This is a genomic window from Pseudomonas sp. BS3782 TE3695 (assembly GCF_050435305.1).
In the GTDB taxonomy this organism is placed as follows: Bacteria; Pseudomonadota; Gammaproteobacteria; order Pseudomonadales; family Pseudomonadaceae; genus Aquipseudomonas.
Window position 1 is genome coordinate 5,212,295 of the sequence record NZ_JBNDKB010000001.1, and the last position, 23,543, is coordinate 5,235,837.

23 protein-coding genes and 1 riboswitch are annotated in these 23,543 nt (G+C 59.8%); of the genes, 5 read left to right on the forward strand and 18 right to left on the reverse strand.

Annotated features, from left to right (window positions below; translation table 11 throughout):
* Window positions 1-35: 35 nt before the first annotated feature.
* The gene (locus ABH909_RS23450; protein WP_429437646.1) at window positions 36-1,187 is read right to left on the reverse strand and encodes a TDT family transporter; all 1,152 of its coding nucleotides are present in this window, start codon (window positions 1,185-1,187) and stop codon (window positions 36-38) included.
* 104 nt (window positions 1,188-1,291) lie between these two features.
* Entirely contained in the window at window positions 1,292-1,603 is a 312-nt protein-coding gene (locus tag ABH909_RS23455; protein ID WP_429437648.1) for a cupin domain-containing protein, read from the reverse strand.
* A 361-nt stretch (window positions 1,604-1,964) separates the two neighbouring features.
* Between ABH909_RS23455 and ABH909_RS23460 the strand changes: the two genes are divergently transcribed.
* Window positions 1,965-5,435 carry a hybrid sensor histidine kinase/response regulator gene (locus ABH909_RS23460; RefSeq protein ID WP_429437651.1) on the forward strand — a complete coding sequence of 1,157 codons (3,471 nt, stop codon included), beginning with the start codon at window positions 1,965-1,967 and terminating at the stop codon, window positions 5,433-5,435.
* 117 nt (window positions 5,436-5,552) lie between these two features.
* On the opposite strand, the gene rmuC is transcribed toward ABH909_RS23460, so the two are convergent.
* Window positions 5,553-6,917 (reverse strand): DNA recombination protein RmuC, encoded by a 1,365-nt coding sequence (gene rmuC / locus ABH909_RS23465; RefSeq protein WP_429440080.1) that lies wholly within the window; start codon window positions 6,915-6,917, stop codon window positions 5,553-5,555.
* A gap of 175 nt (window positions 6,918-7,092) precedes the next feature.
* Window positions 7,093-7,416, reverse strand: a complete 324-nt coding sequence (locus ABH909_RS23470) for a sel1 repeat family protein (RefSeq protein ID WP_429437654.1) — start codon at window positions 7,414-7,416, stop codon at window positions 7,093-7,095.
* A gap of 971 nt (window positions 7,417-8,387) precedes the next feature.
* On the opposite strand from ABH909_RS23470, the gene ABH909_RS23475 reads away from it, so the two are divergent.
* From ABH909_RS23475 to ABH909_RS23485, 3 genes are all read left to right on the forward strand, one after another.
* Window positions 8,388-8,612 (forward strand): hypothetical protein, encoded by a 225-nt coding sequence (locus ABH909_RS23475; protein WP_007898912.1) that lies wholly within the window; start codon window positions 8,388-8,390, stop codon window positions 8,610-8,612.
* A 271-nt stretch (window positions 8,613-8,883) separates the two neighbouring features.
* Complete coding sequence (locus ABH909_RS23480; RefSeq protein ID WP_038979731.1) at window positions 8,884-9,366, forward strand: hypothetical protein; 483 nt, start codon at window positions 8,884-8,886, stop codon at window positions 9,364-9,366.
* A 146-nt stretch (window positions 9,367-9,512) separates the two neighbouring features.
* Window positions 9,513-10,781 (forward strand): OmpP1/FadL family transporter, encoded by a 1,269-nt coding sequence (locus tag ABH909_RS23485; RefSeq protein WP_429437657.1) that lies wholly within the window; start codon window positions 9,513-9,515, stop codon window positions 10,779-10,781.
* Between the two features lie 83 nt (window positions 10,782-10,864).
* Here the strand turns inward: ABH909_RS23485 and ABH909_RS23490 are convergent, their stop codons facing one another.
* From ABH909_RS23490 to cobO, 14 genes are all read right to left on the reverse strand, one after another.
* Window positions 10,865-11,416, reverse strand: a complete 552-nt coding sequence (locus ABH909_RS23490; protein WP_429437659.1) for a glutathione peroxidase — start codon at window positions 11,414-11,416, stop codon at window positions 10,865-10,867.
* A gap of 56 nt (window positions 11,417-11,472) precedes the next feature.
* A complete protein-coding gene (locus tag ABH909_RS23495) occupies window positions 11,473-11,595 on the reverse strand; it encodes a hypothetical protein (protein WP_429437662.1) in 123 nt (40 codons plus the stop codon).
* Window positions 11,592-12,800, reverse strand: coding sequence for an MFS transporter (locus tag ABH909_RS23500; protein WP_429437665.1), 1,209 nt, complete (start codon window positions 12,798-12,800; stop codon window positions 11,592-11,594). Before ABH909_RS23500 ends, ABH909_RS23495 begins: the two co-directional genes overlap by 4 nt.
* Window positions 12,801-12,852: 52 nt before the next feature.
* Window positions 12,853-13,257, reverse strand: coding sequence for a MarR family winged helix-turn-helix transcriptional regulator (locus ABH909_RS23505; protein WP_095051845.1), 405 nt, complete (start codon window positions 13,255-13,257; stop codon window positions 12,853-12,855).
* Between the two features lie 138 nt (window positions 13,258-13,395).
* Window positions 13,396-14,127 (reverse strand): adenosylcobinamide-GDP ribazoletransferase, encoded by a 732-nt coding sequence (locus ABH909_RS23510; RefSeq protein WP_429437667.1) that lies wholly within the window; start codon window positions 14,125-14,127, stop codon window positions 13,396-13,398.
* Window positions 14,128-14,129: 2 nt separating this feature from the next.
* On the reverse strand, window positions 14,130-14,705 hold the full coding sequence (gene cobC / locus ABH909_RS23515) for an alpha-ribazole phosphatase family protein (protein WP_429437670.1): 576 nt from the start codon (window positions 14,703-14,705) through the stop codon (window positions 14,130-14,132).
* A complete protein-coding gene (gene cobT / locus ABH909_RS23520) occupies window positions 14,702-15,757 on the reverse strand; it encodes a nicotinate-nucleotide--dimethylbenzimidazole phosphoribosyltransferase (RefSeq protein WP_429437672.1) in 1,056 nt (351 codons plus the stop codon). The genes cobC and cobT overlap by 4 nt, the downstream gene beginning before the upstream one ends.
* Complete coding sequence (gene cobU, locus ABH909_RS23525) at window positions 15,754-16,275, reverse strand: bifunctional adenosylcobinamide kinase/adenosylcobinamide-phosphate guanylyltransferase (RefSeq protein WP_429437674.1); 522 nt, start codon at window positions 16,273-16,275, stop codon at window positions 15,754-15,756. The genes cobT and cobU overlap by 4 nt, the downstream gene beginning before the upstream one ends.
* Window positions 16,276-16,425: 150 nt before the next feature.
* Complete coding sequence (locus tag ABH909_RS23530; protein WP_429440083.1) at window positions 16,426-17,883, reverse strand: cobyric acid synthase; 1,458 nt, start codon at window positions 17,881-17,883, stop codon at window positions 16,426-16,428.
* Between the two features lie 11 nt (window positions 17,884-17,894).
* Window positions 17,895-18,887, reverse strand: coding sequence for a threonine-phosphate decarboxylase CobD (gene cobD / locus ABH909_RS23535; RefSeq protein ID WP_429437676.1), 993 nt, complete (start codon window positions 18,885-18,887; stop codon window positions 17,895-17,897).
* Complete coding sequence (gene cbiB / locus ABH909_RS23540) at window positions 18,880-19,788, reverse strand: adenosylcobinamide-phosphate synthase CbiB (protein ID WP_429437679.1); 909 nt, start codon at window positions 19,786-19,788, stop codon at window positions 18,880-18,882. Before cbiB ends, cobD begins: the two co-directional genes overlap by 8 nt.
* A complete protein-coding gene (gene bluB, locus ABH909_RS23545; protein WP_429437682.1) occupies window positions 19,785-20,435 on the reverse strand; it encodes a 5,6-dimethylbenzimidazole synthase in 651 nt (216 codons plus the stop codon). The genes cbiB and bluB overlap by 4 nt, the downstream gene beginning before the upstream one ends.
* Entirely contained in the window at window positions 20,432-21,814 is a 1,383-nt protein-coding gene (locus ABH909_RS23550; RefSeq protein ID WP_429437684.1) for a cobyrinate a,c-diamide synthase, read from the reverse strand. The genes bluB and ABH909_RS23550 overlap by 4 nt, the downstream gene beginning before the upstream one ends.
* Before the next feature lie 10 nt (window positions 21,815-21,824).
* Window positions 21,825-22,436, reverse strand: coding sequence for a cob(I)yrinic acid a,c-diamide adenosyltransferase (cobO, locus tag ABH909_RS23555; RefSeq protein WP_429437686.1), 612 nt, complete (start codon window positions 22,434-22,436; stop codon window positions 21,825-21,827).
* Window positions 22,437-22,518: 82 nt separating this feature from the next.
* Window positions 22,519-22,751: riboswitch (cobalamin riboswitch) on the reverse strand.
* Window positions 22,752-22,905: 154 nt separating this feature from the next.
* Between cobO and ABH909_RS23560 the strand changes: the two genes are divergently transcribed.
* Complete coding sequence (locus ABH909_RS23560; protein ID WP_429437688.1) at window positions 22,906-23,490, forward strand: hypothetical protein; 585 nt, start codon at window positions 22,906-22,908, stop codon at window positions 23,488-23,490.
* The last annotated feature ends 53 nt before the right edge of the window (window positions 23,491-23,543 follow it).

The window sequence follows — 23,543 nt, forward strand, 5'->3', positions numbered from 1 at the left end:
TCGATCCAGGCCACAGATTACCCAATCTTTGCCGGTTATTTGTTTAATCCTGCAATGCACGGCGAAACAAACAACTCACCTCGCCATGCGCCCTGCACCGTGCGTTTGGCAACAATCAGCCACATCACCGCCAGCAACGCCACCAGTACACAGCCAAAGACACTGAAAAACGTCAGGTGCAACGTGCTCGCCAGGTTCAACGTCGCCAAAGAATAGACGCCCAACGGGAAAGTGAAGCCCCACCAGCCGAGGTTGAACGGGATCCCGGCGCGCAAGTAACGCACAGTGATCAACAGCGCAATCAGCATCCACCAGAGCCCGAAGCCCCACAGCGTGATGCCGGCCACCAAGCCAAGCCCTGCGGCGATCTCGCCGATACCCGGCAAACCGTTGGTGGCAAAAATCGCTGGCGCGTCGGCCCCCAACAGCAACATGCCCAGTGCACCGGTGCCAATCGGCCCCAGGGCCAGCCAGCTTGAGGCGGCCATGTTTTCGTGGGGCAATTTATGCAACGCCATGCGCAGCAGCAGGATAGTCAGAATGCTGAACGCCACCGGCAGGGAAAAGGCCCACAGCACGTAGCTGGCCACCAACACCACCAGTTGTGAATGAGCATCGACCAGATGCGGCGCCAGCAAGCCGCCGCTGGCCGCCGCCACTTCCGCCGCCACCACCGGCAACAGCCAGACCGCGGTCATCTGGTCGATGCTGTGCTCCTGACGGGTGAACATCATGTAGGGAATCAATACGCCGCAGGCCAGCGACATCGCCACGTCCAGCCACCAGAGCGCTTGGGCGATATAAATCACGCCGTCGCCCCAGCGCGGCAAACCGAACAACAAAAAGCCATTGATAAGGGTCGCAAGGCCCATGGGAATGGTGCCGAAAAACATCGAAACCGTGGAGTGCCCGAAAATCCGCCGCGCTTCGTCGAAGAACATGATCCAGCGCGCGGCATACATGGCCGTGAACACAACAAACAGAACAATATTGAACAGCCACAGGCCTTCGGCGATCGCATGCAGACCAGGATTCGCCGCTGGTAATTGCGCAAGCGCGAGCGACAACACACCCGTACCCATGGTCGCCGCGAACCAGTTGGGGGTGAATTGGCGGATGGCTTCTCGAGGGTGCTGCAAATGACTGAGCGGTTTGATACCGGGTTTAACGCTATGGGTGCAGGTCATGATGAACTCCTGTCCTCTCGTGAGGTGGAGCTCATGGTAGATCCGAATCGAATATCGATATAACGGGTAATTTCTCTAACTGTTATCTGTTTTTCAGATATACATCAGACACTACCTTCAGTCTCGATCACCAATACCCTCGCCACACCCAGCGGATGAGCCACATGCTCGGTACCCACCGAGGCATAAAAGATATCGCCGACTTCAAGTATCGTTTCCTTCTCCTGGCCTTCTTCGCGATAACGCATCTGCACCCGCCCATCGAGCACCACGAATACTTCCTGACCGTCGTTGATGTGCCACTTATAGGGCTGATCGGTCCAGTGCAAACGGGTGGTGATGCCGTTCATGCTGGCGATATCCAGCGCCGCCCAGGCGCGGTCAGCGGTGAAGGATTTGCTGCGGATGATCTTCATGGGTCGGTCCGTCGAAATGAATGGCGGTGCCAAGGCTAACGGTCATCGAACATCGACGCCACAGACTTTGACGGAATGCATCGGTTGATCGATATTGCGTTTAGTCAGTAACGCCGCCTTCGCGAGCAAGCCCGCTCCCACACTGGATTGAGGGTGCCCACATATTTTGTGTTCACTGACGATCGAGTGTGGGAGCGGGCTTGCTCGCGAAGAGGCCCCCAAACACACCAAAAATCGAACTGACTCCCAACCTGCGACACCCCGCCACGTCACGACCTTGGTCGACACTGACTAACTCAAGCGGTCATGCGAGACTGTCTTGGCCGGGCGGAGTCCCGGAGGTCTTTTGCCTGGAGTTCCCATGTCGCTGTCCATCGGGCTGATCGCCACCGTCGCCCTGGCCTATATGGCCATCCTGTTCGCTATCGCCTTTTACGGTGATCGGCGCAGCACGCCGTTGCCGCCACGGGTGCGTGCCTGGGTGTACAGCCTGTCGCTGGCCGTTTATTGCACCAGTTGGACATTCTTTGGTGCCGTGGGCCAGGCGGCCGAGCAGCTCTGGTCATTTCTACCGATCTACCTCGGGCCAATCCTGCTGCTGATTTGTGCACCGTGGGTCCTGCAAAAAATGGTGATGATCAGCAAGCAGGAGAACATCACCTCCATCGCCGACTTCATCGCCGCCCGCTACGGCAAATCCCAGTCGCTGGCCGTGGTGGTGGCGCTGATTTGCCTGGTTGGCGTGCTGCCGTACATCGCCTTGCAGCTCAAGGGCATCGTGCTGGGCGTGAACCTGCTGATTGGCGCCGGTGCCGACGCCATGGGCACACGCGCGCAAGATACGGCATTGATCGTATCTCTGGTGCTGGCGCTGTTCACCATCGTTTTCGGTACCCGCAACCTCGATGCCACGGAACACCACCGCGGCATGGTGCTGGCGATTGCTTTTGAGTCGCTGGTCAAGCTGTTCGCTTTTCTCGCGGTCGGCGCATTTGTGACCTATGGCCTGTACGACGGTTTTGACGACCTGTTCGACCAAGCCCTGCTCGCCCCGCGCCTCGAAGCGTACTGGAAAGAAACCATCAACTGGCCGTCCATGGTGGTGCAAACCGGCGTGGCGATGATGGCGATTATCTGCCTGCCCCGGCAGTTTCATGTGACGGTGGTGGAAAACATCGATCCTCAGGATTTACGCCTGGCCAAATGGGTGTTCCCGGCCTATCTGGCGCTGGCGGCATTGTTTGTCGTGCCCATCGCGCTGGCCGGTCAGATGTTACTGCCCATTTCGGTGCTGCCGGACTCATTCGTCATCAGCCTGCCTCTGGCCCAATCTCACCCTGCCCTGGCGATGCTGGCATTTATCGGCGGCGCTTCGGCGGCGACCGGGATGGTAATCGTGGCCAGCGTGGCGCTGTCGACCATGCTTTCCAACGACCTGTTGCTACCGTGGTTGCTGCGGCGTAACAACGCCGAGCGCCCATTTGAAGTGTTCCGCCAGTGGATGCTTTCGGCGCGGCGGGTGAGCATCGTGGTCATTCTGCTGCTGGCCTATGTCAGTTATCGACTGCTGGGCTCCACCGCAAGCCTGGCAACCATCGGCCAGATCGCCTTCGCCGCCGTGACCCAACTGGCCCCGGCCATGCTTGGCGCGTTGTACTGGAAACAGGCTAACCGTCGCGGGGTGTTTGCCGGGCTGGCCGCCGGCACGTTCCTCTGGTTCTACACCTTGGTGTTGCCGATCGCCGCCAACAGTCTTGGCCTGCCCTTAAGCAATTTTCCAGGCCTGGCCTGGCTGCAAGGCAACCCGTTGAACCTGCCGATCACGCCGCTGACCCAAGGCGTGGTGCTGTCCCTGGCGGGCAACTTCACCTTGTTCACCTGGGTCTCGCTACTGTCACGCACGCGGGTTTCGGAGCACTGGCAGGCCGGCCGCTTCATCGGCCAGGAAATCAGCGCGCGCCCCAACGCCCGCTCAATGCTGGCAGTACAGATCAACGACTTGCTGCAACTGGCCGCCCGTTTTGTCGGCGAAGAACGCGCTCGCCAGAGTTTCATCCGTTTCGCCTACCGCCAGGGCAAAGGCTTCAACCCGAACCAGAATGCGGACGGTGAATGGATCGCCCATACCGAACGCTTGCTGGCCGGTGTACTCGGCGCATCTTCGACCCGGGCGGTGGTAAAAGCCGCCATCGAAGGCCGGGAAATGCAGCTCGAGGATGTGGTGCGGATCGCCGACGAAACCTCGGAAGTGCTGCAGTTCAACCGCGCCCTGCTGCAAGGCGCCATCGAAAACATCACCCAAGGCATCAGCGTGGTCGACCAGTCGTTGAAACTGGTGGCCTGGAACCGGCGCTACCTTGAACTGTTCAATTACCCCGACGGTTTGATCAGCGTGGGCCGGCCGATTGCCGACATCATTCGCTACAACGCCGAGCGCGGTCTGTGCGGCCCCGGCGAAGCGCAAGTGCACGTCGCCCGTCGCTTGCACTGGATGCGCCAAGGTCGGGCCCATACCTCCGAACGATTGTTCCCCAATGGTCGAGTGATCGAGCTGATCGGCAACCCGATGCCCGGCGGCGGTTTCGTCATGAGCTTCACCGACATCACCGCGTTCCGCGAGGCCGAACAGGCGCTGACCGAAGCGAACGAAGGCCTCGAGCAACGGGTCATTGAACGGACCCACGAACTGTCGCAACTCAACGTTGCCCTGACCGAAGCCAAGGGCACCGCCGAATCGGCGAACCAGTCGAAAACCCGTTTCCTGGCCGCCGTCAGCCATGACTTGATGCAACCGCTGAATGCGGCACGGCTGTTCTCTGCCGCCCTCTCCCATCAGGAAGAAAATTTATCCAGCGAAGCCCGCAAGCTGGTTCATCACCTGGACAGTTCGCTACGCTCGGCCGAGGACCTGATCAGCGACCTGCTGGACATTTCCCGCCTGGAAAACGGCAAGATCAACCCTGATCGCAAGCCCTTCGAGCTCAATGATCTGTTCCATACGCTAGGCGCCGAGTTCAAGGCTCTGGCGCAGGAACAGGGGCTGAAATTTCGCGTCAGGGGCAGCGCGTTACGGGTCGACAGCGACATCAAACTGCTGCGACGGATTTTGCAGAACTTCCTGACCAACGCCTTCCGCTACGCCAAAGGGCCGGTGCTGCTCGGCGTTCGGCGGCGCAACGGCGAGCTATGCCTTGAGGTCTGGGACCGTGGACCGGGTATTCCAGAAGACAAACTGCAGGTGATTTTCGAAGAATTCAAACGCCTCGACAGCCACCAGACCCGGGCCGAGAAAGGTTTGGGCCTGGGCCTGGCGATTGCCGATGGGCTGTGTCGCGTGCTGGGTCACACCTTGCGCGTGCGTTCCTGGCCGGGTCGCGGCAGCGTGTTCAGTGTCAGCGTACCGCTGGCTCGGACACAAACGGCAACGCCGGCCAAAGTGGCCGAACTCAATGGCCATTTGCTCAGCGGCGCGCAGGTGCTGTGTATCGATAATGAAGACAGCATTCTGATCGGCATGAACAGTTTACTCACCCGCTGGGGTTGCCAAGTCTGGACCGCGCGCAACCGTGTGGAATGCGCGGCGCTGCTCGGCGATGGAATGCGCCCGCAATTGGCACTGGTGGATTATCACCTGGACGATGGCGAGACCGGGACCGAGTTGATGGCCTGGTTACGCACACAACTGGGCGAGCCGGTGCCGGGGGTGGTGATCAGTGCCGATGGACGGCCGGAGACGGTCGCCCAGGTGCATGCAGCGGGCCTGGATTACCTGGCCAAACCGGTGAAACCGGCGGCGTTGCGGGCGTTGTTGAGTCGGCATTTGCCGTTGTAGGGTGATGATTGAGGTCTGTGTTGCCTTCGAAAAGATCGCAGCCTTCGGCAGCTCCTACATTGACTGCGTGAAAATCCGATCCTGTAGGAGCTGCCGAAGGCTGCGATCTTTTGCTCTTTATTCGGGTAACTCGGCCAAGCCATCGACATCCGTCATCGCTCGCTCCAGCAGGTCCGCCGGCAAGTTCTTGCTGGCTCGCGCCCCGAGCAACTTTAGCTGCTCGCTGCGGCTGACCAGGTTGCCGCGGCCTTCAGTCAGCTTATTGCGTGCAGCGCTGTAGGCTTTGTCCAGTTGCTGCAGGCGATTGCCGACCTCGTCCAGATCCTGAATAAACAACACGAACTTGTCGTACAGCCAACCGGCGCGCTCGGCGATTTCCCGAGCGTTCTGGCTCTGGCGCTCCTGCTTCCACAGGCTGTCGATGACCCGTAAAGTGGCCAGCAGCGTGGTCGGGCTGACGATCACGATATTGCGGTCGAATGCCTCCTGAAACAGCGTCGGCTCAGCCTGCAATGCCGCAGAAAACGCCGCTTCGATCGGAACGAAAAGTAGAACAAAATCCAGACTGTGCAAGCCGTCGAGCCGCTTGTAGTCCTTGCCGGCCAGGCCTTTGACATGACTGCGCAGGGACAGCACGTGCTGCTTGATGGCGATCTGGCCGATGGCATCGTCCTCGGCCGCCACATATTGCTGATAGGCCGTGAGGCTGACCTTGGAATCGACCACGACCTGCTTGTCGCCGGGCAGGTAAATAATCACATCCGGTTGGAAACGCTCGCCGTCCGGCCCCTTGAGATTGACCTGGGTCTGGTACTCACGCCCCTTCTCCAGACCTGCGTGCTCAAGCACCCGCTCGAGAATCAGTTCGCCCCAGTTGCCTTGGGTTTTCTGCCCCTTCAACGCACGAGTGAGGTTAGTGGCTTCGTCGCTCAGGCGCAGGTTCAGCTGTTGCAGTCGCTCCAGCTCCTTGGCCAGGGAAAAACGCTCGCGGGCTTCAGCCTGATAGCTTTCCTCAACGCGCTTTTCGAACGACTGAATGCGCTCCTTCAACGGGTCGAGCAATTGCCCCAAACGCTGCTGACTGGTTTCGGCAAAACGCTGCTCACGCTCGTCGAAGATCTTGCCCGCCAGCTCGGCGAATTGCGCGCGCAACTCGTCTCGCGAGCCTTGCAGGTCGTTGAGGCGTTGTTGATGGCTTTCCTGCTGCTCACGCAGCTCGGCATTAAGGGAAGCAGCCTGCGCGTCGAGACGACGCAATTCAGCCTCTTTGCCGGCGCGTTCGATGTTCCAGGCGTGAGACGCATCGCGGGCGTCGTCGCGCTCGATCTGCAGCAGTTCGACTTCACGGCGCACCGCGGCCAGATCCGCTTGTTTGGCGGCATTGGCCTGGCTCAGATCAGCGATTTCATCACGGCAAGTATCAAGCTGGGCATTCAAGCCGTCCTGCGTCAGTTGAGCAATGGCAAGACGCTCTTCCAGCAACGCCAGCTCGGCCTGCCCCGCACTCGTCCGACGCTGAAGTTGCCAGGCCAGTACCAGTAACGGCAACCCGGCGCCCGCGAGCCCCAGCAATGCGCTGGTCAAGTCCATCGCCATAGCCACTCCTGCCGATTCGATAAAGCGTGAAGGTTAACCAAGGCGTCAGGTCTTGGACAGCTCAGTCTTCGCTCAGGCCCAGTTCCTGTTGCGCACGTCGGTCGCCCGCACGTGCGGCCTGACGCAGGAGCTCCTGGCCAATGCGGCGATCCCGGGCATTACCGCATTCGCGGCACATCAGCTGGCCGAGACGGCTTTGCGCCGCCACAACGCCTTCACGGGCAGGCTGCTTGAGCAAGCGTCCGGCGAAATGTTTAACGTTGGAGTTTTCGCCCAGGCGCGGACTGTCCAGTAACCACTCGGCCACACGCATTGAAAAGCGCTTGGGCGGGGTAACACTGGAGGATGTTGAGGTAGCAGAGGCTGATACTGAGCGAAACTTCATAAAGCACTGTGGGACAGATCGGAAGGCGCGCCACTCTACTCTTTTTTTCGTACAGGTAAAGTCGAAAAAAGCCTGCACGCCCGTCCTAGAGCAAGCGCTTGGGACAATCCACAGAAGCTGTGGATAACTCAGTGGACAACCGCCTTTGAACTCGCGCAAAGCCGTATGGCGTGGGGCTCGCAGTCAAACTGACGATTTTTTCACCAGTAAAAAAAAGCGATGTTTTTCATTGACTTAAATTTTCATTACAGGCACCCACTCCTGTTGAAGCGAGGATGACAGTGGGATGACAGTTCGGGCAATTTATGTGCACAAGTCCCTGCGAGCCAGTTATATCGATGCGCTTTTTCGGCGCGTTTTTTGGCAGCGCCTGGGGATAAAACCCGAGCAACCCTTGCCGCCGGTCGGTCCTGACGCGATCGTTGTCTCGGATCAACGGTAGGGGTTCTGGGCTATTGCGGGGCATGGGTCAGCTCAATCGGAACTTGCCAATAGGCACTTCAGCGCTTTTTTACAAACAGCCTTCCCTTCTGCAGGTCAATCCGTTAGTATCCGCGGCGTTAGTACCAAGCTGAAAGTCAATTCTGGTCGAACAAATCCCCCGGTCAGCCTTCCCTAAGAGAAGCCTCCACCGACAAAACGGGATCGACCACCTCGATGGTTTCCAGGTAAATCTTGCGTCAACACAGCCTTTGAATCGAAAGCAAAGGGTGTTGCCAGGCTCACTTACTCTGACCGAACCAGCCTGCAAATTGATCAGGATCTTCACCCCGGGCCCAGAACCTTGCCCTTGATGTGTTGCCTGCCCTCCTAAGTACCTACCTGCCAGCCCAAGCGCGCCAATTTATCAGCGCTTCAAACTGGCTGCTTTGTTCCAGTCGGGTTCTTCGTTCGACCAATGGTGGTCGTCGTCACTGGAACGTTTTAACTTTGCACGGTTCTTATCCGTGTCGCTTGTAGGAACACCAATTATGTCCACTCAAATCCACACTCAGGATGCCATTCGCACCCTAACCAATGCCTTTGCTCCAATGAACTGCCTGATCATGGCCGCTCGCAAAGGCTGCTTCAGCTTCACTCTGGTCAACGAACACGGCATCGCTCGTCACAGCGAACGCCTGTACCCTGATCAATACTCCAGCGCAGAACCGCTGCAGGCTGTGATCGAGCGTACTCGCCAGGCACTGGTTGCCTGAGACGCCAGAAAAGCTGAAACCTAAAAAGCCCTGCTGAAAAGCGGGGCTTTTTATTGCCCGATATTTCTCATTTCGAGATCTACGGCTAAGCACCAACCGATATAACGGTTATAACTCGAAGCCGGAAATATTTTAAAAACAGTCCTTTACAGCGAAATAATGACACTACACTTCAACTCAAGCGGCTTGATCCGCTTGCGGCGAGCCTGAATCGATCCATTGCTGCCAAGGCCTTCAGGCATCGCCGACCACTTCATGTTTCGAGGGCTTTATGGGAATCGCTGCCAGCGAACTGTGTCGTTATGTGATCCGTCCGACATTGATCTACCTCGGACGCCATAGCGCAACTGCCGAATCCCTGCTGCTGGGCATCGCCGCCAGTCAGTCAGCCCTTGGTTCAGCCCTGCATGACCGCCGCGGACACGGTCTGTACCGAATCGCCGAACCCCGCCACCAGGCGCTTTGGGATCACTATCTGGCCCTGGATCCGGATCGGGCAAGCCTGGTCCGTGGCCTTGCCAGCCAACATGCTTTTCTCAGCGGGCCGCATCTGGAATTGACCGTCAACCTGCGTTACGCCACTGCCATTGCCTGGCTGCTGGTAGAAGAACAGAACACTCCCCTTCCCGCCTCCGATGACTTGTTGGGAATGGCCCGAATCTGGCGCCAGACTTTCCAGCCCCAAGGTCGTCTGCGAGATTTCACCTACGCGTGGCAAACCTGTGTTTCATCATTGAATCAAGTCGCCTGCTGATCCACCCATTTCCGAAAATCGCACAACAGGTCGCGATTTTGGTCGGATTGTCCTACAAAACCGCTCTAACTCAAGCGTTACAGGCTATAGCGCCCAGACGAAAATCTTGGTAATTTCCGCCCCGGTGATCACCAGGAATTCTAATAATGAAAAAAGTAATGCTCAAAACCACCATTAGCCTCGCCGTTGCCATGGCATCCACCCAACTCTTTGCAAGTGGCTTCGCCCTCAACGAACAAAGCATCAGCGGGATGGGGACAGGTTTTGCCGGGCGATCTTCATCTGCCGACGACGCATCTACAGTTTTTGGTAACCCCGCCGGCATGTCTCGCCTCAAGCGTGAACAAGTGAGCGGTGGTGTTGCATTTATCGACGCGCACGCTGATATCAGTGATGCGAGCTCCAGTCCGAATAGTGGCACCAATAAAGGTGACATGGTCCCTTTCATGGGCGTGCCCATGGGCTACTACGTAAAGCCAATCGATGACCAGTGGGCATTCGGTTTCGGTGTCTACGCTCCATTTGGCCTGGTGACCGACTACGAGAACGGCTTCGCCGGCAAATACTTCGGCAGCAAGAGCGAAGTCAAAATCGTGACGCTCCAGCCAACCGTCAGCTACGCCTTCAACGACAAGGTGTCCATCGGTTTTGGTCCGACCATCAACCACATTTCAGGCACCCTGGAATCGAACCTGTCGATCACTCAGGCCGCGCCGGACGGTAAGGTCAAGATCGAGGGTGACGACACCGCGCTGGGTTACAACGTCGGTATCCTGGTTCAGGCCACCGACAGCACTCGCGTCGGCCTGACCTACCACTCGAAAGTGAAGTACAAGCTGGAGGGTGACACCAAGGTCAATTACAACCTCCTCGGTGCCGTTGGTCAAAACCCGAACCAGAAGTACGACGCGTCTTTGGATATCACCACGCCTGAGTCGGTCGACTTCTCGGTCACACACCAACTGGATGACCGGTGGACGCTCTACGCAGGTAGCACCTGGACTCGCTGGAGCCGCCTGAAAGAAATCACCGTTGAGAACAAAGGCGTTCCGGCCCTCCTCAATGGCCAGTTCGGTACCATCACCGAAGAGCAGAATTGGCACGACACCTGGGCGCACGCCATCGGCGCTTCGTACCAGTTGAACAAACAATGGGTCCTGCGTACCGGCCTGTCCGTTGACCAGGCACCGACCAATAATGAAGACCGCTCCCCGCGCATTCCGACTGGCGATCGCAAGATTTTCAGCCTTGGGGCCGGCTGGAGCCCGACCGACGACCTGACCATCGACGTAGCGTACTCGTACCTGCGCGAAGAGTCGGTCAAGGTCAACAACAGTAACGGCCGTCAGAACTACAGCGCAGAGTATGAAAACTATGCGAACGGTTTCGGTGTTGGCGCAACATACCGTTTCTGATGATTCACGGCGACGCCCTCGCCGCCTGAATTGAAAAAGCCCCGCGCTCTTGTACAGAGACGGGGCTTTTTAGTGCGCGTCGATCAGGGTTTCGATGCGAGCGCTTTCTCCACCGCCTCGATGAACTCGGGATTATCCGGCTTGGTCAGGCTGGAGAAATTGGCGATCACCTTGCCCTGGCGATCGACCACGTACTTGTAGAAATTCCACTTCGGCGAACTGCTTTGTTCAGCGAGAACCTTGAACAAATGCGTTGCGTCATCGCCGCGGACTTTCTGCGGCTCGGTCATGGTGAAAGTCACGCCGTAGTTCACGTAACAAACCTTGGCAGTTTCTGCACCATCTTTGGACTCTTGCTTGAAGTCATTGGACGGCACACCGACCACTTCAAGCCCTTGATCCTTGTAACGCTGATACAGCGCCTCAAGGCCTTTGAATTGCGGAACGAAGCCACAGAAACTCGCGGTATTGACCACCACCAGCGGCTTGCCGGCGAAGCGCTGGCACAGATCGATGGATTCCTTGGCACGCAGCTTGGGCAAAGAGCCTTGTAGCAACTCCGGGCATTCTGCCGCCTGTGCCAAACCGGTGAAAGCCATCAACACTGCGGGAACTGCAAGCCAGCGCATCAGCATGTCGGTGCATCCTTGAACAATCGTCAGAAAACGAAATTACTCGCCTTCGCCGCTCGCTAGCAAGCTCCCATGCCCAGTTGCAACAATGCCAGGCCACCCTGATGCCAGCCCCACCATGCCAGGGCCAGCAACAATAGGCCGACGCCGATAGCAGTCATCTGCGGCCAGAGATTGTTCATGCGGCACTCATTCGGGTTTGCAGACGCGCCACCGGCTGCTCGCGCACCGGCCAGTTCAGGGCTGCGGCCACCAGACTCAAGAGAATCGCCACCTGCCAGATCAAGTCGTAGCTCCCGGTTCGGTCATACACCACCCCGCCCAACCAGCCGCCGAGGAACGAGCCGAGCTGATGGAAGAGGAAAACGATCCCACCGAGCATGGACAAATTTCGTACACCGAACAAGGTCGCCACCGTGCCGTTGGTCAAGGGCACCGTCGACAACCAGAGAAAGCCCATGGCCATGCCGAACAGATAGGCCGTGACCTGAGTGACCGGCGCCCAAAGGAACAGCACAATCACCACCGCGCGCAACAAATACAGACCGGTGAGCAAACGCGGTTTGGACATCCGCCCGCCAAGCCAGCCCGCGGTATAGGTACCGAAGATATTGAACAGCCCGATCAGCGCCAGCACCGTGGTGCCGACGGAGGCTGGCAAGTGTTGGTCCACCAGATAGGCTGGCAAGTGCACGCCGATGAACACCACCTGAAAACCGCAGACAAAAAAGCCGAACGCCAACAGCCAGAATCCTGAATGGGAGCAGGCTTCGCGCAACGCTTCAGAGAGGGTTTGCTCATGCCCGAGCACCGGCAGCGGATTGTCTTTGAGCATGCTCACCAGCGGCACGATCAGCGCCACCACCAGACCCAACACCAGCAATGCCGCAGACCAGCCAAGCCAGCCGATCAACCCCAGCGTGCCGGGCAACATGGCGAATTGACCGAAAGAACCGGCGGCGCTGGCGATCCCCATGCCCATGCTGCGTTTTTCCGGTGGCACGGCACGACCGACCACGCCGAGGATCACCGAAAACGAGGTGCCTGACAGGCCGATACCGATCAACAGCCCCGCGCTCAAGGACAAGGTCACCGCCGAATCGGACAACCCCATGAACACCAGACCCAAGGCGTACAGAACACCACCGATCAACACCACCTTCGCAGCGCCAAAGCGGTCGGCCAGTGCGCCGGTGAATGGCTGGGCCAGGCCCCAGATCAGGTTCTGCAAAGCAATGGCGAAGGCAAACACTTCGCGACCCCAGCCGAACTCGGCACTCATGGGTGCCAAAAACAGCCCGAAGCCGTGTCGCACACCCAATGACAACGCCAGAATCAGCGCACTCCCCAACAGTACCCAACCGCACGTACGCCACATCGATGTCATTGTTGTTCTCCGGTAGCGGGTATATACCCGCTTAAGATCGAACAAACTGGCCTCAAGCCAGTTCATCCAGCAATTTCAGCAAAATCTCACGCTTCTCTGCACCCAGGCGATCGATCAGCCGCTGTTGCGCCGCTTCCCACGCTGGCAACGCCGCCGCCAGGCGTTCACGCCCTGTCTCGGTGAGCAGGACAATGCGATTACGCATGTCCTCGCCTTCGACCAGCGTCACCAGACCTTCGCCCTCCAGCACCCGCAGATTACGCCCGAGCGTGCTGCGATCCAGGCCCATGGCTTCGGCCAGGGACGAGATGCTTGGCTGATCCAGACGCTGCAGATTGCACAGCAGAGAATACTGGGCAACGTTGATCCCGAAGCCGTCGAGGGCGCCGTCGTAATGCCTGCTGACGCCACGAGCGGCGCGACGCAGGTTAGTGCACAAACATTGGGAAGGAAGCATAGTGCGTGTATATACCCGCGAGTTTGTTAAATCAAGTTACAGGATGGCAGAAACATCAAAAGATCGCAGCCTTCAGCAGCTCCTACAAGGACCGCGATCTCCTGTAGGAGCTGCCGAAGGCGGCGATCTTTTCTACCATCAGACCAACGCCAATCCCACCAATACCACCACCTCCAGCAATTCCAGCAATGCCCCTGCCGTATCGCCCGTCGTCCCGCCCAATCGGCGCACCATCACTTGCCGCAGCCAGACAAACATCACGGCCGCCAACACAAGCGCCCATACGCCGCTGAGGCCAGCCATCAGCACAGAGGCCAAAGCACAGATTACCAACACCTGCTGACCGGCCAAACGCGGTAGATGATCAGCCAATGCCTGACCCAGCCCACCGGGACGCACGTAAGGTGTGGTGAGGAATAAGCCCAGTAACGCGCTGCGGCCAAGCAGTGGAACGATGATCAGGATCACGCTGTGCTGTTGCTCGATCAACGCCAGCAACGCGGCAAACTTGAGCAGCAATACCAAGACCAGCGTCACCACGGCGATCGGCCCGCTACGCGGGTCTTTCATGATGGTCAAGGTGCGTTCACGGTCGCCGTAACCGCCGAGCCACGCATCGGCGCTATCGGCCAGGCCATCCAGGTGCAACGCGCCACTGAGTACGACCCAAACACTGAGCAGCAATGCGGCGTGAAGCAATAATGGCGCGCCCAGCAATAGCCAGTTCAGCCCCCACAGAATCAAGCCGAACAGCAAACCGACCAGCGGATAAAACAGCAGCGACCGGCCCAGTTCCTCGGGCGTCGGCATACCCGGCAAACGAATCGGCAGGCTGCTCAAAAACTGCAGGGCGATCCAGAACGGCAACATGGTCAGATCGCTTCCCTTAACAAGACGCCGGGTTCGACCGACAGCGAGAACAACGCGCCGTGGCCGACTTCAACGTTGAGCAATTGCTCACGCGGCAATCCCCGCGCTTGAGCCAGCAACAAACGCATGACGCCGCCATGGCTGATCAGCAAGATCCGCTCACCCGCATAGGCCGTGTGCAGCCGTTCGATGGCCGCCAACACTCGCGCAGAAAAGTCCGCCACCGGTTCACCGTCTGGCGGCGTGAACGAATAAGGATCGGCCCAGAACAAGCCCAACGCGTCGGCGTTGGTTTCCATCAGCGCCGCCGCGCTCTGCCCTTCCCAGGCGCCGAAGTGCAGTTCTTGCAGATCCTTATCCAGCTGCACCGGCAAACCCAGTTGCGTCCCAAGCTCTTGCGCAAAGCGTGCACAACGCTGCAACGGCGAACTGACCAGTCGATCCCAAGGCCCTTGCTCGATCACCGCTGCGCGCATTTGCTCCCAGCCCTTGCCGGTCAGCGCATCGTCGAGGCTGCCGCGTAAACCGCCGCCGAGTTCGGTTTCGCCATGGCGCAACAGGTCCAGACGCAAGGTCATGCCGGGCGATCCGCCACTGCGGCTTCGGCGAACGTCGCCATCTGCCCGTGCAGGTCGCAGGCCAGACGCAACAATGGCACGGCCAATGCCGCACCACTGCCCTCGCCCAGTCGCAGGCCGAGGTCCAGCAACGGTTCGGCGTTCAGGGTTTCGAGCACATGGCGATGACCTGGCTCGGCGCCGCGATGACCGAACAGCAGCCACTCACGGCAGGCCGGATTCAAACGCACCGCCACCAACGCAGCGACGCTGCAAATAAACCCGTCGACCAACACCGCGACACCTTCCTGAGCACAGGCCAGGTACGCGCCGACCAGCGCAGCGATTTCGAAACCGCCGAGGTTGAACAAGGTTTGCAGCGCATCGCTACGCTGAGCGCCATGCAACGCCAAGGCGCGTTCAATGACTTGGGCTTTATGGCTGACACCCGCTGCATTCAATCCGGTGCCCGGCCCGGCCAGATGCACCACCGGGCAATCGAGCAATGCACAGGCCAAGGCACTGGCCGCCGTGGTGTTGCCGATGCCCATTTCGCCACCGATGAACAACTTCGCGCCGGCTGCGATGGCGCGCCGCGCACTGTCGCGACCGGCCTGCAAGGCGAGTTCACCTTGGGCTTGAGTCATCGCCGGCCCATGGACGAAATTCGCCGTGCCCAGGCCGAGGTTCAGGTGACGCACACCTGGCAGATTCAACGACGGCGTGACAGTGCCAAGATCCACCACTTCAAGGGAAGCCCCCAACTGCCGCGCCAACACACTGATCGCCGCACCGCCGCTGACAAAGTTGAGCAGCATCTGCCCGGTAACTTCCTGCGGAAACGCCGACACGCCTTCAGCAACCACACCATGGTCACCGGCAAAAATCGCAATCCACAGCTGATCCAGCGTCGGCTTGACCTTCCCCTGCAACCCGGCCAGTTGCACCGCTACCGATTCGAGCCGGCCGAGCGAGCCGGCAGGCTTGGTCAGTTGCTGTTGACGCGCCTGCGCCTGTTCGACCGCTTGCGCATCGATGGGCTTGCACGGGTTCAGCCACCAGGCGTGAGTCATAACGCAGTTCCTTTCAAAGTCAGGGGCAGGCCGGCGACGGTCAGGACGACTCGCTGACAGCGCTCGGCCAAGGCTTGATGCAGCCAACCGGCTTCATCGACATAGCGGCGAGTCAATTCGCCCAACGGCACGACACCCATCCCGGTCTCATTGCTGACAAAAATGATTTCACCCGGCAATGACGCCAGGCAGTCCAGCAGGGCTTCGCGTTCGGCCGACAAGCGCTCGGCATCGTCGAGCATCAGCAGATTGGTCAGCCACAGCGTCAGGCAATCCACCAGCAAGCAACGATCGGCACTGGCGTTTTCGCGCAGCACACGGGCGAGTTCCAACGGTTCTTCGATCAATGCCCATTCGGCCGGACGACGGGCGCGATGATGGGCTACCCGTTCGTTCATTTCGCCGTCCAGGGGTTGGCTGGTGGCGATATACGTCACGACCAGAGCGCTGTCGGTAGCGAGCTTTTCAGCCAGGCGACTTTTGCCGGAACGGGCGCCGCCGAGGATCAGTTGCAGCATGGTCATTCCTTAAAATGTGCAGTGAGGCCACTTCAGTCTTCGCGAGCAAGCCCGCTCCCACAGGGGGAATTGTATTGGTCACAAAATGGAGTAACACCTCACATCCAATGTGGGAGCGGGCTTGCTCGCGAAGAGGCCAGCACATTCACTCTAAAAACCACAGAGCTCACGCAACAGCGAGGTATCCAGATGCTTCTCCACCAGATCCGCCAGCCGTTCGATATCGCGCTCGCGCAAGGCGTGGTAATCGACCTCTTGCACAGCCTGCAACCCGGCCCAACGCAACAACGCACTGCATGCCGCCGGTGACTCGAACAGGCCATGCAGATACGTACCGAAGATCTGCCCATCGACACTTTGTGCGCCATCGCAGCGACCATCGTCGAGCTGCACCGCGGCGCTTTCCAACGCGGGCCCGGTGGTCACGCCGGCATGAATTTCATAGCCGCTGACCTGTGCATCTTCCAGCGCCAGACGCCCACGCACATTGCGCAACTGCTTCTCTTCTTCGAGTTGCGTTTCGAACGCCAGCAAGCCCAAACCGGCACTGGAACCGGGCGCGCCTTCGAGGCCCAGCGGGTCGTGCACCTGCTCGCCGAGCATTTGAAGACCGCCGCAGATCCCCAGCACTTTTCCGCCATAGCGCAAGTGCCGCGAGATCGCCGTGTCCCAACCGTTGGCCCGCAGATACGCGAGGTCGCTGCGCACGCTTTTCGAGCCGGGAAGAATGATCAGGTCGGCCGGCGGAATCGCCTGACCGGGGCCGATGAATTGCAAGTCCACTTGCGGATGCAGGCGCAGCGGATCGAAATCGGTGTGGTTGCTGATGCGCGGCAGTACCGGCACCACCACGTTGAGCACTCGATCGGCCTTGTCGGCCTGCCGCTGATCGATACCGTCCTCGGCCTCAAGATGCAGGTCCATCACATACGGCAAAACCCCGATCACCGGTTTGCCAGTGCGCTCCTCCAGCCAATCGAGGCCTGGCTGCAACAAGGCGATGTCGCCGCGGAACCGGTTGATGATGAAGCCTTTGACCCGCGCCTGTTCGCTGGGGGACAGCAACTCCAGCGTACCGACCAAATGCGCAAAAACCCCACCGCGATTGATGTCGGCAATCAGTACGACCGGGCAGTCCACCGCCTCGGCAAACCCCATGTTGGCGATGTCGCCGGCCCGCAGGTTGATCTCTGCCGGCGACCCCGCCCCTTCGACCATCACCACCGGATATGCCGCACTCAGCCGCTCATGGGAGGCCAGTACCGCTTGCATGGCGATGGCCTTGTAGTCGTGATAGGCGACCGCGTTCATCGTCGTGACTGCACGGCCATGAATGATCACTTGAGCACCGGTATCACTATTGGGTTTGAGCAGCACCGGATTCATGTCGGTGTGCGGTTCAAGGTTGGCGGCCTGGGCCTGCACCGCTTGAGCGCGACCAATCTCGCCACCGTCAGCGGTCACCGCGCTGTTGAGGGCCATGTTCTGCGGCTTGAACGGCACGACGCTGACACCTTGGCGGGTTACCCAGCGACACAGCGCCGTCACCAGTGTGCTTTTACCGGCGTCCGATGTAGTGCCCTGCACCATCAAAGTTGCGCCTTGCATCCTCAACGTAGTCATTGCGCTTCCTTAACGTAGGCTTCAAGCGCTTGCTCAAGACGCAGCCAATCCGCCTCATCCGCCGGCAAGCCAAACCGCACGCTGCTGTTGTGGGTGAACAACCGCAGCAGAATGCCGCGCCGGGCCATGAATTCGTGCAGTGCTTCGGCGCACTCGGTGATCAGCCATTGGAACAATGCGCAGCCGCCCTGGGGTTTAAGACCGTACTGTTCAAGCAGCAACGCCAGACGCTCGCCGGCCTCATCGGTACGAATGCGTTGTCGAGTGTGCCCTTCCGTATCCGTCAGACACGCCTGGCCCAGCACTCGGGTCGGACCGCTGACCGCCCAAGGCCCGACCTGTTCGGCCAGCAGTTTGAGCAACTTGCGCTCGGCCAGCACAAACCCCAGCCGCACACCGGCCAGGCCGAAGAATTTGCCGAAGGAGCGCAGCACGATCAAACCGATCTGATGGGTAAACGGCGCCAGGCTCAAATGCGGGGTGTTGTCCATGAACGCCTCGTCCACCACCAGCCAGCCACCGCGCTGGGCCAGCCGCGCATGCCAATCCAGCAGGCGAGCCGGGGTCAGGCTCAACCCAGTGGGATTGTTCGGGTTGACCACCACTAGCACGTCGAGGCTGTCGAGAAAGAAATCGACTTCCGACTCCAGCACTTCGCGCACGATGTAACCGTTGCGTCGCCAGGCTTCGGCGTGTTCGGCGTAACACGGCGACAGCACGCCGACCTTGCCGGCCCGGCGCAAACGCGGCAGCAACTGGATCGCCATTTGCGAGCCGGCCACCGGCAACACTTGAGCCGCACCGTAATAGTCGCAGGCTGCCTGCTCCAGACCGTCATCGGTTTCCGGCAACCGCGCCCAGGCTCGCAGCGGGATGTCCGGGACCGGGAATGGCCAAGGCGCGAGGCCACTGGACAGGTCGAGCCAATCGGCTTCGGCAATGCCGTATTGAAGCGCCGCCTTGCGCAAGCGGCCCCCGTGCTCAAGCATAAAACTCCGCCCCCACGCAAAGAATCAGCAGCCATAACCATACCCCGCGCTGGACCAATTGCCAGCCACGGTCGATGGAATCGGCATCCGCCGGCACGCCTTCGCCCAATTGCGGACGCTGATGCAGTTCACCGTGATAAATCGCCGCCCCACCCAACTCGACACCCAGCGCGCCAGCACCGGCCGCCATCACCGGCCCGGCATTCGGGCTGTCCCAAGTCGGGCCCTGGGTGCGCCAGCACTTCAGCGCCAGTCGGGTTTTGCCCAGCAACGCGTAGGTCAACGCCACCAGGCGTGCGGGAATGTAATTCAGAACATCATCGATCTTCGCCGCCGCCCAACCGAAACGTTCGAAGCGATCGTTGCGATAACCCCACATCGCATCGAGGGTGTTGCTCAGGCGATAGAGCACCACGCCGGGCGCACCCGCCACGGCAAACCAGAACAGCGCGGCGAATACTGCATCGCTGCCGTTCTCCAGCACCGATTCGGTGGCGGCGCGGGCGACTTCGGTTTCATCCAGTTCGCTGGTCTGACGGCTGACCAGATAGCCGACGCGTTTGCGCGCCTCGATCAGATCATCGCTGCGCAGGGCCTTGGCCACCGGCTCAACGTGCTCACCAAGGCTGCGCATGCCAAGGGCGCAATAGAGCACGAGAATCTCGACGATCCAACCGACATAAGGCGCCCAGGAAAGTGCGGTGGCCAATAAGGTCAGCGGCACAACCGCCATCACCCAGGCCGTAACGCCGTGACTGCGCCAGCCACGGCCACCGGAGTTGAAACGTTGCTCGATGCGATCGGCAAAACGACCGAACGCCACCAGCGGATGCCAGCGTTTGGGTTCACCCAGTAGCGCATCCAGCGCGACCGCGGCGACACTCAACAACGCCACACTCATTGACTCACTCCCCAATAATTTTCATACAGCAATTCGCTGAGCGGACGCGCCTGCGCCCAGCCTTCGAGTACCAGCATTGGCGCCGGGTAGAATTCCTTGACCGGCCCCAGACAAAGGACGGCCAACGGCTTGGCGCCGGTCGGTAAACCCAGCAAGTCCGCCAGCGCTTGTGGCTCGAACAATGACACCCAGCCCATGCCCAGGCCTTCGGCGCGGGAGGCGAGCCAAAGGTTCTGGATGGCGCAGGACAGCGACGCCATGTCCATTTCCGGCAGCGTACGACGGCCGAAAATGTGCCGCTCTCGATCGTCCATCAGTGCAGCGACCAGCACCTCGGCGCAGTCGTTGATGCCTTCGACCTTGAGCTTCATGAATTCGTCGGAGCGCTCGCCGAGGGCTTCGGCAGTGCGGATGCGTTCGTCTTCCACCAGTTGCTGGATCTTGCCGCGCAGGGCCCGGTCGCTGATGCGGATGAAACGCCAGGGCTGCATCAGGCCGACACTCGGCGCCTGGTGCGCGGCTTCGAGCAGACGCCTCAATAACGCAGGCTCGACGGTGCCGCCGCTGAAGTGCCGCATGTCGCGGCGCTCGGCAATGACTCGGTAAACGGCTGCGCGTTCGGCTTCGGAAAATGTGTTGTCGGTCATGGCCTCTTCGCGAGCAAGCCCGCTCCCACATTTGAAATGCGTTCCCCTGTGGGAGCAGGCTTGCTCGCGAAGGCGTCCTCAAGGTCAGGCAAAAATAGCGCGGCAATCGCCGATGGATTGGACGGGAAATAAAAGTGCACATAAGAAGCCGTCATCCGCCCCTTACGATAAACCGCCTCCGCCCCTCGCCCGCCATTGGGGCTCAAACCTCGAGCAATCGGCTCAAGTCCGGTGCTGGTCAACGAGTGGTGATAAGTGTGCCCACGCAGCAAACCTTCCGGCAACTCGACTGCCTGCAAGGCCAACGCGGCAAGACGCTTTTGCATCACCGCATCACCGGCCAGCAAGCCAACCAGTTCAGCGCGAGTGCCCTCGACATCGGTCAAGGAATCCAGCAAATACAGCATGCCGCCACACTCGGCCAGCAACGGTTTGCCCGCCGCATGGTGCGCGCGGATCGCGGTCAGCATCGGCGTGTTTTGTGACAACGCCACATGGTGCAATTCGGGGTAGCCGCCCGGCAGATAGAGGCTGTCTGCCTCAGGTAATTCGCTGTCGCGGATCGGCGAAAAGAACGTCAATTCGGCGCCCATGGCCCGCAGCAGATCCAGGCTCGCGCCGTAGGTAAACGCGAAAGCTTCGTCCCGGGCCACGGCAATCCGCACACCGGCCAGCAACGGTTCGGCGGCGATCATTTCAGGCGCGGCGAATTCCACGGCTGGCGGCAGCGCCACATCGCAACTGCTGGCCAAAGAGTCGGCCGCCGCATCGAGACGCAGGTCGAGATCGTTCAATTCACTGGCCTGAACCAGGCCGAGATGCCGACTCGGCAATTCGATCCCGGTCTCCCGGGACAACGCGCCGTACCAGCGCAAACCTTCAGTCAGGCTGCCTTCGAGCAATTGCGCATGGCGCACGGTGCCGACCCGGTTGGCCAACACACCGGCAAACGGCAAATCCGGCTGATAACGCGCAAGGCCCAGGGCCAGCGCGCCAAACGTCTGCGCCATGGCGGTGCCATCGATCACGCCGAGCACCGGCACACCGAAGTGCCGCGCCAGATCGGCGCTGGACGGCGTACCGTCGAACAGCCCCATGACGCCTTCGATGAGGATCAGGTCGGCTTCGCCAGCGGCTTCCCACAATAGCCGTCGACTTTCTTGCTCGCCGACCATCCACATGTCGAGTTGATAAACCGGTGCGCCGCTGGCGCGCTCGAGAATCATCGGGTCGAGAAAGTCCGGGCCGCATTTGAACACGCGAACCTTGCGCCCCTGATTGCGATGCAAACGGGCGAGCGCGGCGGTGACGGTGGTCTTGCCCTGACCGGAGGCCGGCGCGGCGATCAGTACCGCCGGGCATTGACGATGGCTATTCATAAAATGCAGTTCACAACTCGACGCCTTTTTGCGCTTTGATTCCGGCCTGGAAGGCGTGCTTGATCATGCCCATTTCAGTGACGGTGTCGGCCAGCTCGATCATCTCCGGTTTGGCGCCGCGACCGGTGACCACCACGTGCTGCAACGGCGGACGCGCCTGCAAGTCGCTGAGCACCTGATCGAGATCGAGGTAGCCGTGCTTGAGGGCGATGTTCAGTTCATCGAGCACTACCAGGCCAATGGCCGGATCACGCAGCAATTCGCGGGACACTGCCCAGGCGGCTTCGGCGGCGGCGATGTCACGCTGGCGATCCTGAGTTTCCCAGGTGAAGCCCTCGCCCATCACATGAAAACGCACCTGCTCCGGGAAGCGCCGGAAGAACAGCTCCTCGCCGGTGCTGTTGCGCCCCTTGATGAACTGCACCACGCCGCACTGCATGCCATGGCCCATGGCCCGCGCAAGCATGCCGAACGCCGAGCTGCTCTTGCCTTTGCCGTTGCCAGAGAGCACCAGCAGCAAACCGCATTCATTCGGCGAGTTGGCGATGCGTTCGTCGATCACCGCTTTTTTGCGCAGCATGCGCGCCAGATGGCGTTCGTCACGATCGGGAGTATCAGTCATGGGGGGAGCTCTCCGTTGAGGCTGGATAACGGCGGGCAGGCACAAGAATAGACGGCAACAAGCCTGGCATCGCCCACCGTGATGCCGTTGGATGAATCAGGCCGGTCTCCGGGCTCATGAGCGGCTTGCGCCTGACCGCGCGCCTTCCCATGTTGATATCAACACAGTGGCTCAAGGCGCAGTCTTCTCTCATTTACCGTTGCGGGGGCAGCGCCGGGATCATGACTCTTCGTCGCTTGAAGATAGTCACTCACCGGCTTCCCTGTTTCACTCTGTCGACCAAGGTCACAGAGCACCTGAAACAAGCCGCGAAGGTTAGAGGGTTGGGGATGGAGCGTCAATTAAAGCCGGGACACCGCTGAGCGAATAACTGCCATCGATCAATTAACTGACGCCAATCTTGTGCCACACTGTCAGCAGTGATATCAAAGAGCCACAACCTGACAACACAATAACAAGGGTGAGCCACATGCAAGGCATGATCATCAGCAATCCGAAGCTGGAATTCCTGCGGCCGGTGCTGGAACGCTGGTTTGACTGTATCGACCGCTACAACGCCGTGCGCGGCGATAACGATACACCTTACTGGTATGACGAAAACGCCAACCTCGGCCTGCTCTCCGCCGCGGCCTGGATGGCAGAAATGGTCACGCTGGCACAGACGTCGACCCGCAAACAGATTGAAGAAGGCGAACGTAACGCCCGCGCCGATCTGTTTATCGCCAGCAGCGAAGAACGCGCATATCTCCAAGCCACCCAGCGCTGGCCACGGGTCAATAGCCTGAACCTCACCCAGGCGCTGGCGGACATCACCAGCGATGCGAAGCGAATCAGCTACGCCAGCGACCTGAAACTCGGCTGTCTGTTTGTCGCGCCACAAAAAGCCCAGCACAGCGCCACCCCGGAGGAACTCCAGGACATGGTCGATGACCTGCAAAAGGAACACACCTGCGCCGTGGCCTGGTATTTCCCTTACGCCTACCGCAAGTTGCGTAATGAAGCCGGCAACTATCATCCGGGCATCGCTATTGTGCTCAAGGAAGCCCGCGGCTGACCGGTTGAACCATCGAGCGTCTACGCTTCTCTATGATTACATCAATGCATTCA

Bases quoted from the DNA above. Each gene is read 5' to 3' on its own strand.
- ABH909_RS23485 (WP_429437657.1), top strand. From the start codon at position 9,513: ATGAAAAAAGTAATGCTCAAAACCACCATTAGCCTCGCCGTTGCCATG.
- ABH909_RS23500 (WP_429437665.1), bottom strand. From the start codon at position 12,800: ATGACATCGATGTGGCGTACGTGCGGTTGGGTACTGTTGGGGAGTGCG.
- ABH909_RS23480 (WP_038979731.1), top strand. From the start codon at position 8,884: ATGGGAATCGCTGCCAGCGAACTGTGTCGTTATGTGATCCGTCCGACA.
- cobD (WP_429437676.1), bottom strand. From the start codon at position 18,887: ATGCTTGAGCACGGGGGCCGCTTGCGCAAGGCGGCGCTTCAATACGGC.
- ABH909_RS23505 (WP_095051845.1), bottom strand. From the start codon at position 13,257: ATGCTTCCTTCCCAATGTTTGTGCACTAACCTGCGTCGCGCCGCTCGT.
- ABH909_RS23560 (WP_429437688.1), top strand. From the start codon at position 22,906: ATGCAAGGCATGATCATCAGCAATCCGAAGCTGGAATTCCTGCGGCCG.
- ABH909_RS23495 (WP_429437662.1), bottom strand. From the start codon at position 11,595: ATGAACAATCTCTGGCCGCAGATGACTGCTATCGGCGTCGGCCTATTG.
- cobO (WP_429437686.1), bottom strand. From the start codon at position 22,436: ATGACTGATACTCCCGATCGTGACGAACGCCATCTGGCGCGCATGCTG.
- ABH909_RS23510 (WP_429437667.1), bottom strand. From the start codon at position 14,127: ATGTTGCCGTTCTGGATCGCCCTGCAGTTTTTGAGCAGCCTGCCGATT.
- ABH909_RS23460 (WP_429437651.1), top strand. From the start codon at position 1,965: ATGTCGCTGTCCATCGGGCTGATCGCCACCGTCGCCCTGGCCTATATG.
- ABH909_RS23455 (WP_429437648.1), bottom strand. From the start codon at position 1,603: ATGAAGATCATCCGCAGCAAATCCTTCACCGCTGACCGCGCCTGGGCG.
- cobT (WP_429437672.1), bottom strand. From the start codon at position 15,757: ATGACTCACGCCTGGTGGCTGAACCCGTGCAAGCCCATCGATGCGCAA.
- ABH909_RS23470 (WP_429437654.1), bottom strand. From the start codon at position 7,416: ATGAAGTTTCGCTCAGTATCAGCCTCTGCTACCTCAACATCCTCCAGT.
- cobU (WP_429437674.1), bottom strand. From the start codon at position 16,275: ATGCTGCAACTGATCCTCGGCGGCGCCCGTTCCGGCAAAAGTCGCCTG.
- cobC (WP_429437670.1), bottom strand. From the start codon at position 14,705: ATGACCTTGCGTCTGGACCTGTTGCGCCATGGCGAAACCGAACTCGGC.
- ABH909_RS23490 (WP_429437659.1), bottom strand. From the start codon at position 11,416: ATGCTGATGCGCTGGCTTGCAGTTCCCGCAGTGTTGATGGCTTTCACC.
- ABH909_RS23530 (WP_429440083.1), bottom strand. From the start codon at position 17,883: ATGCAAGGCGCAACTTTGATGGTGCAGGGCACTACATCGGACGCCGGT.
- bluB (WP_429437682.1), bottom strand. From the start codon at position 20,435: ATGACCGACAACACATTTTCCGAAGCCGAACGCGCAGCCGTTTACCGA.
- ABH909_RS23475 (WP_007898912.1), top strand. From the start codon at position 8,388: ATGTCCACTCAAATCCACACTCAGGATGCCATTCGCACCCTAACCAAT.
- ABH909_RS23550 (WP_429437684.1), bottom strand. From the start codon at position 21,814: ATGAATAGCCATCGTCAATGCCCGGCGGTACTGATCGCCGCGCCGGCC.
- cbiB (WP_429437679.1), bottom strand. From the start codon at position 19,788: ATGAGTGTGGCGTTGTTGAGTGTCGCCGCGGTCGCGCTGGATGCGCTA.
- ABH909_RS23450 (WP_429437646.1), bottom strand. From the start codon at position 1,187: ATGACCTGCACCCATAGCGTTAAACCCGGTATCAAACCGCTCAGTCAT.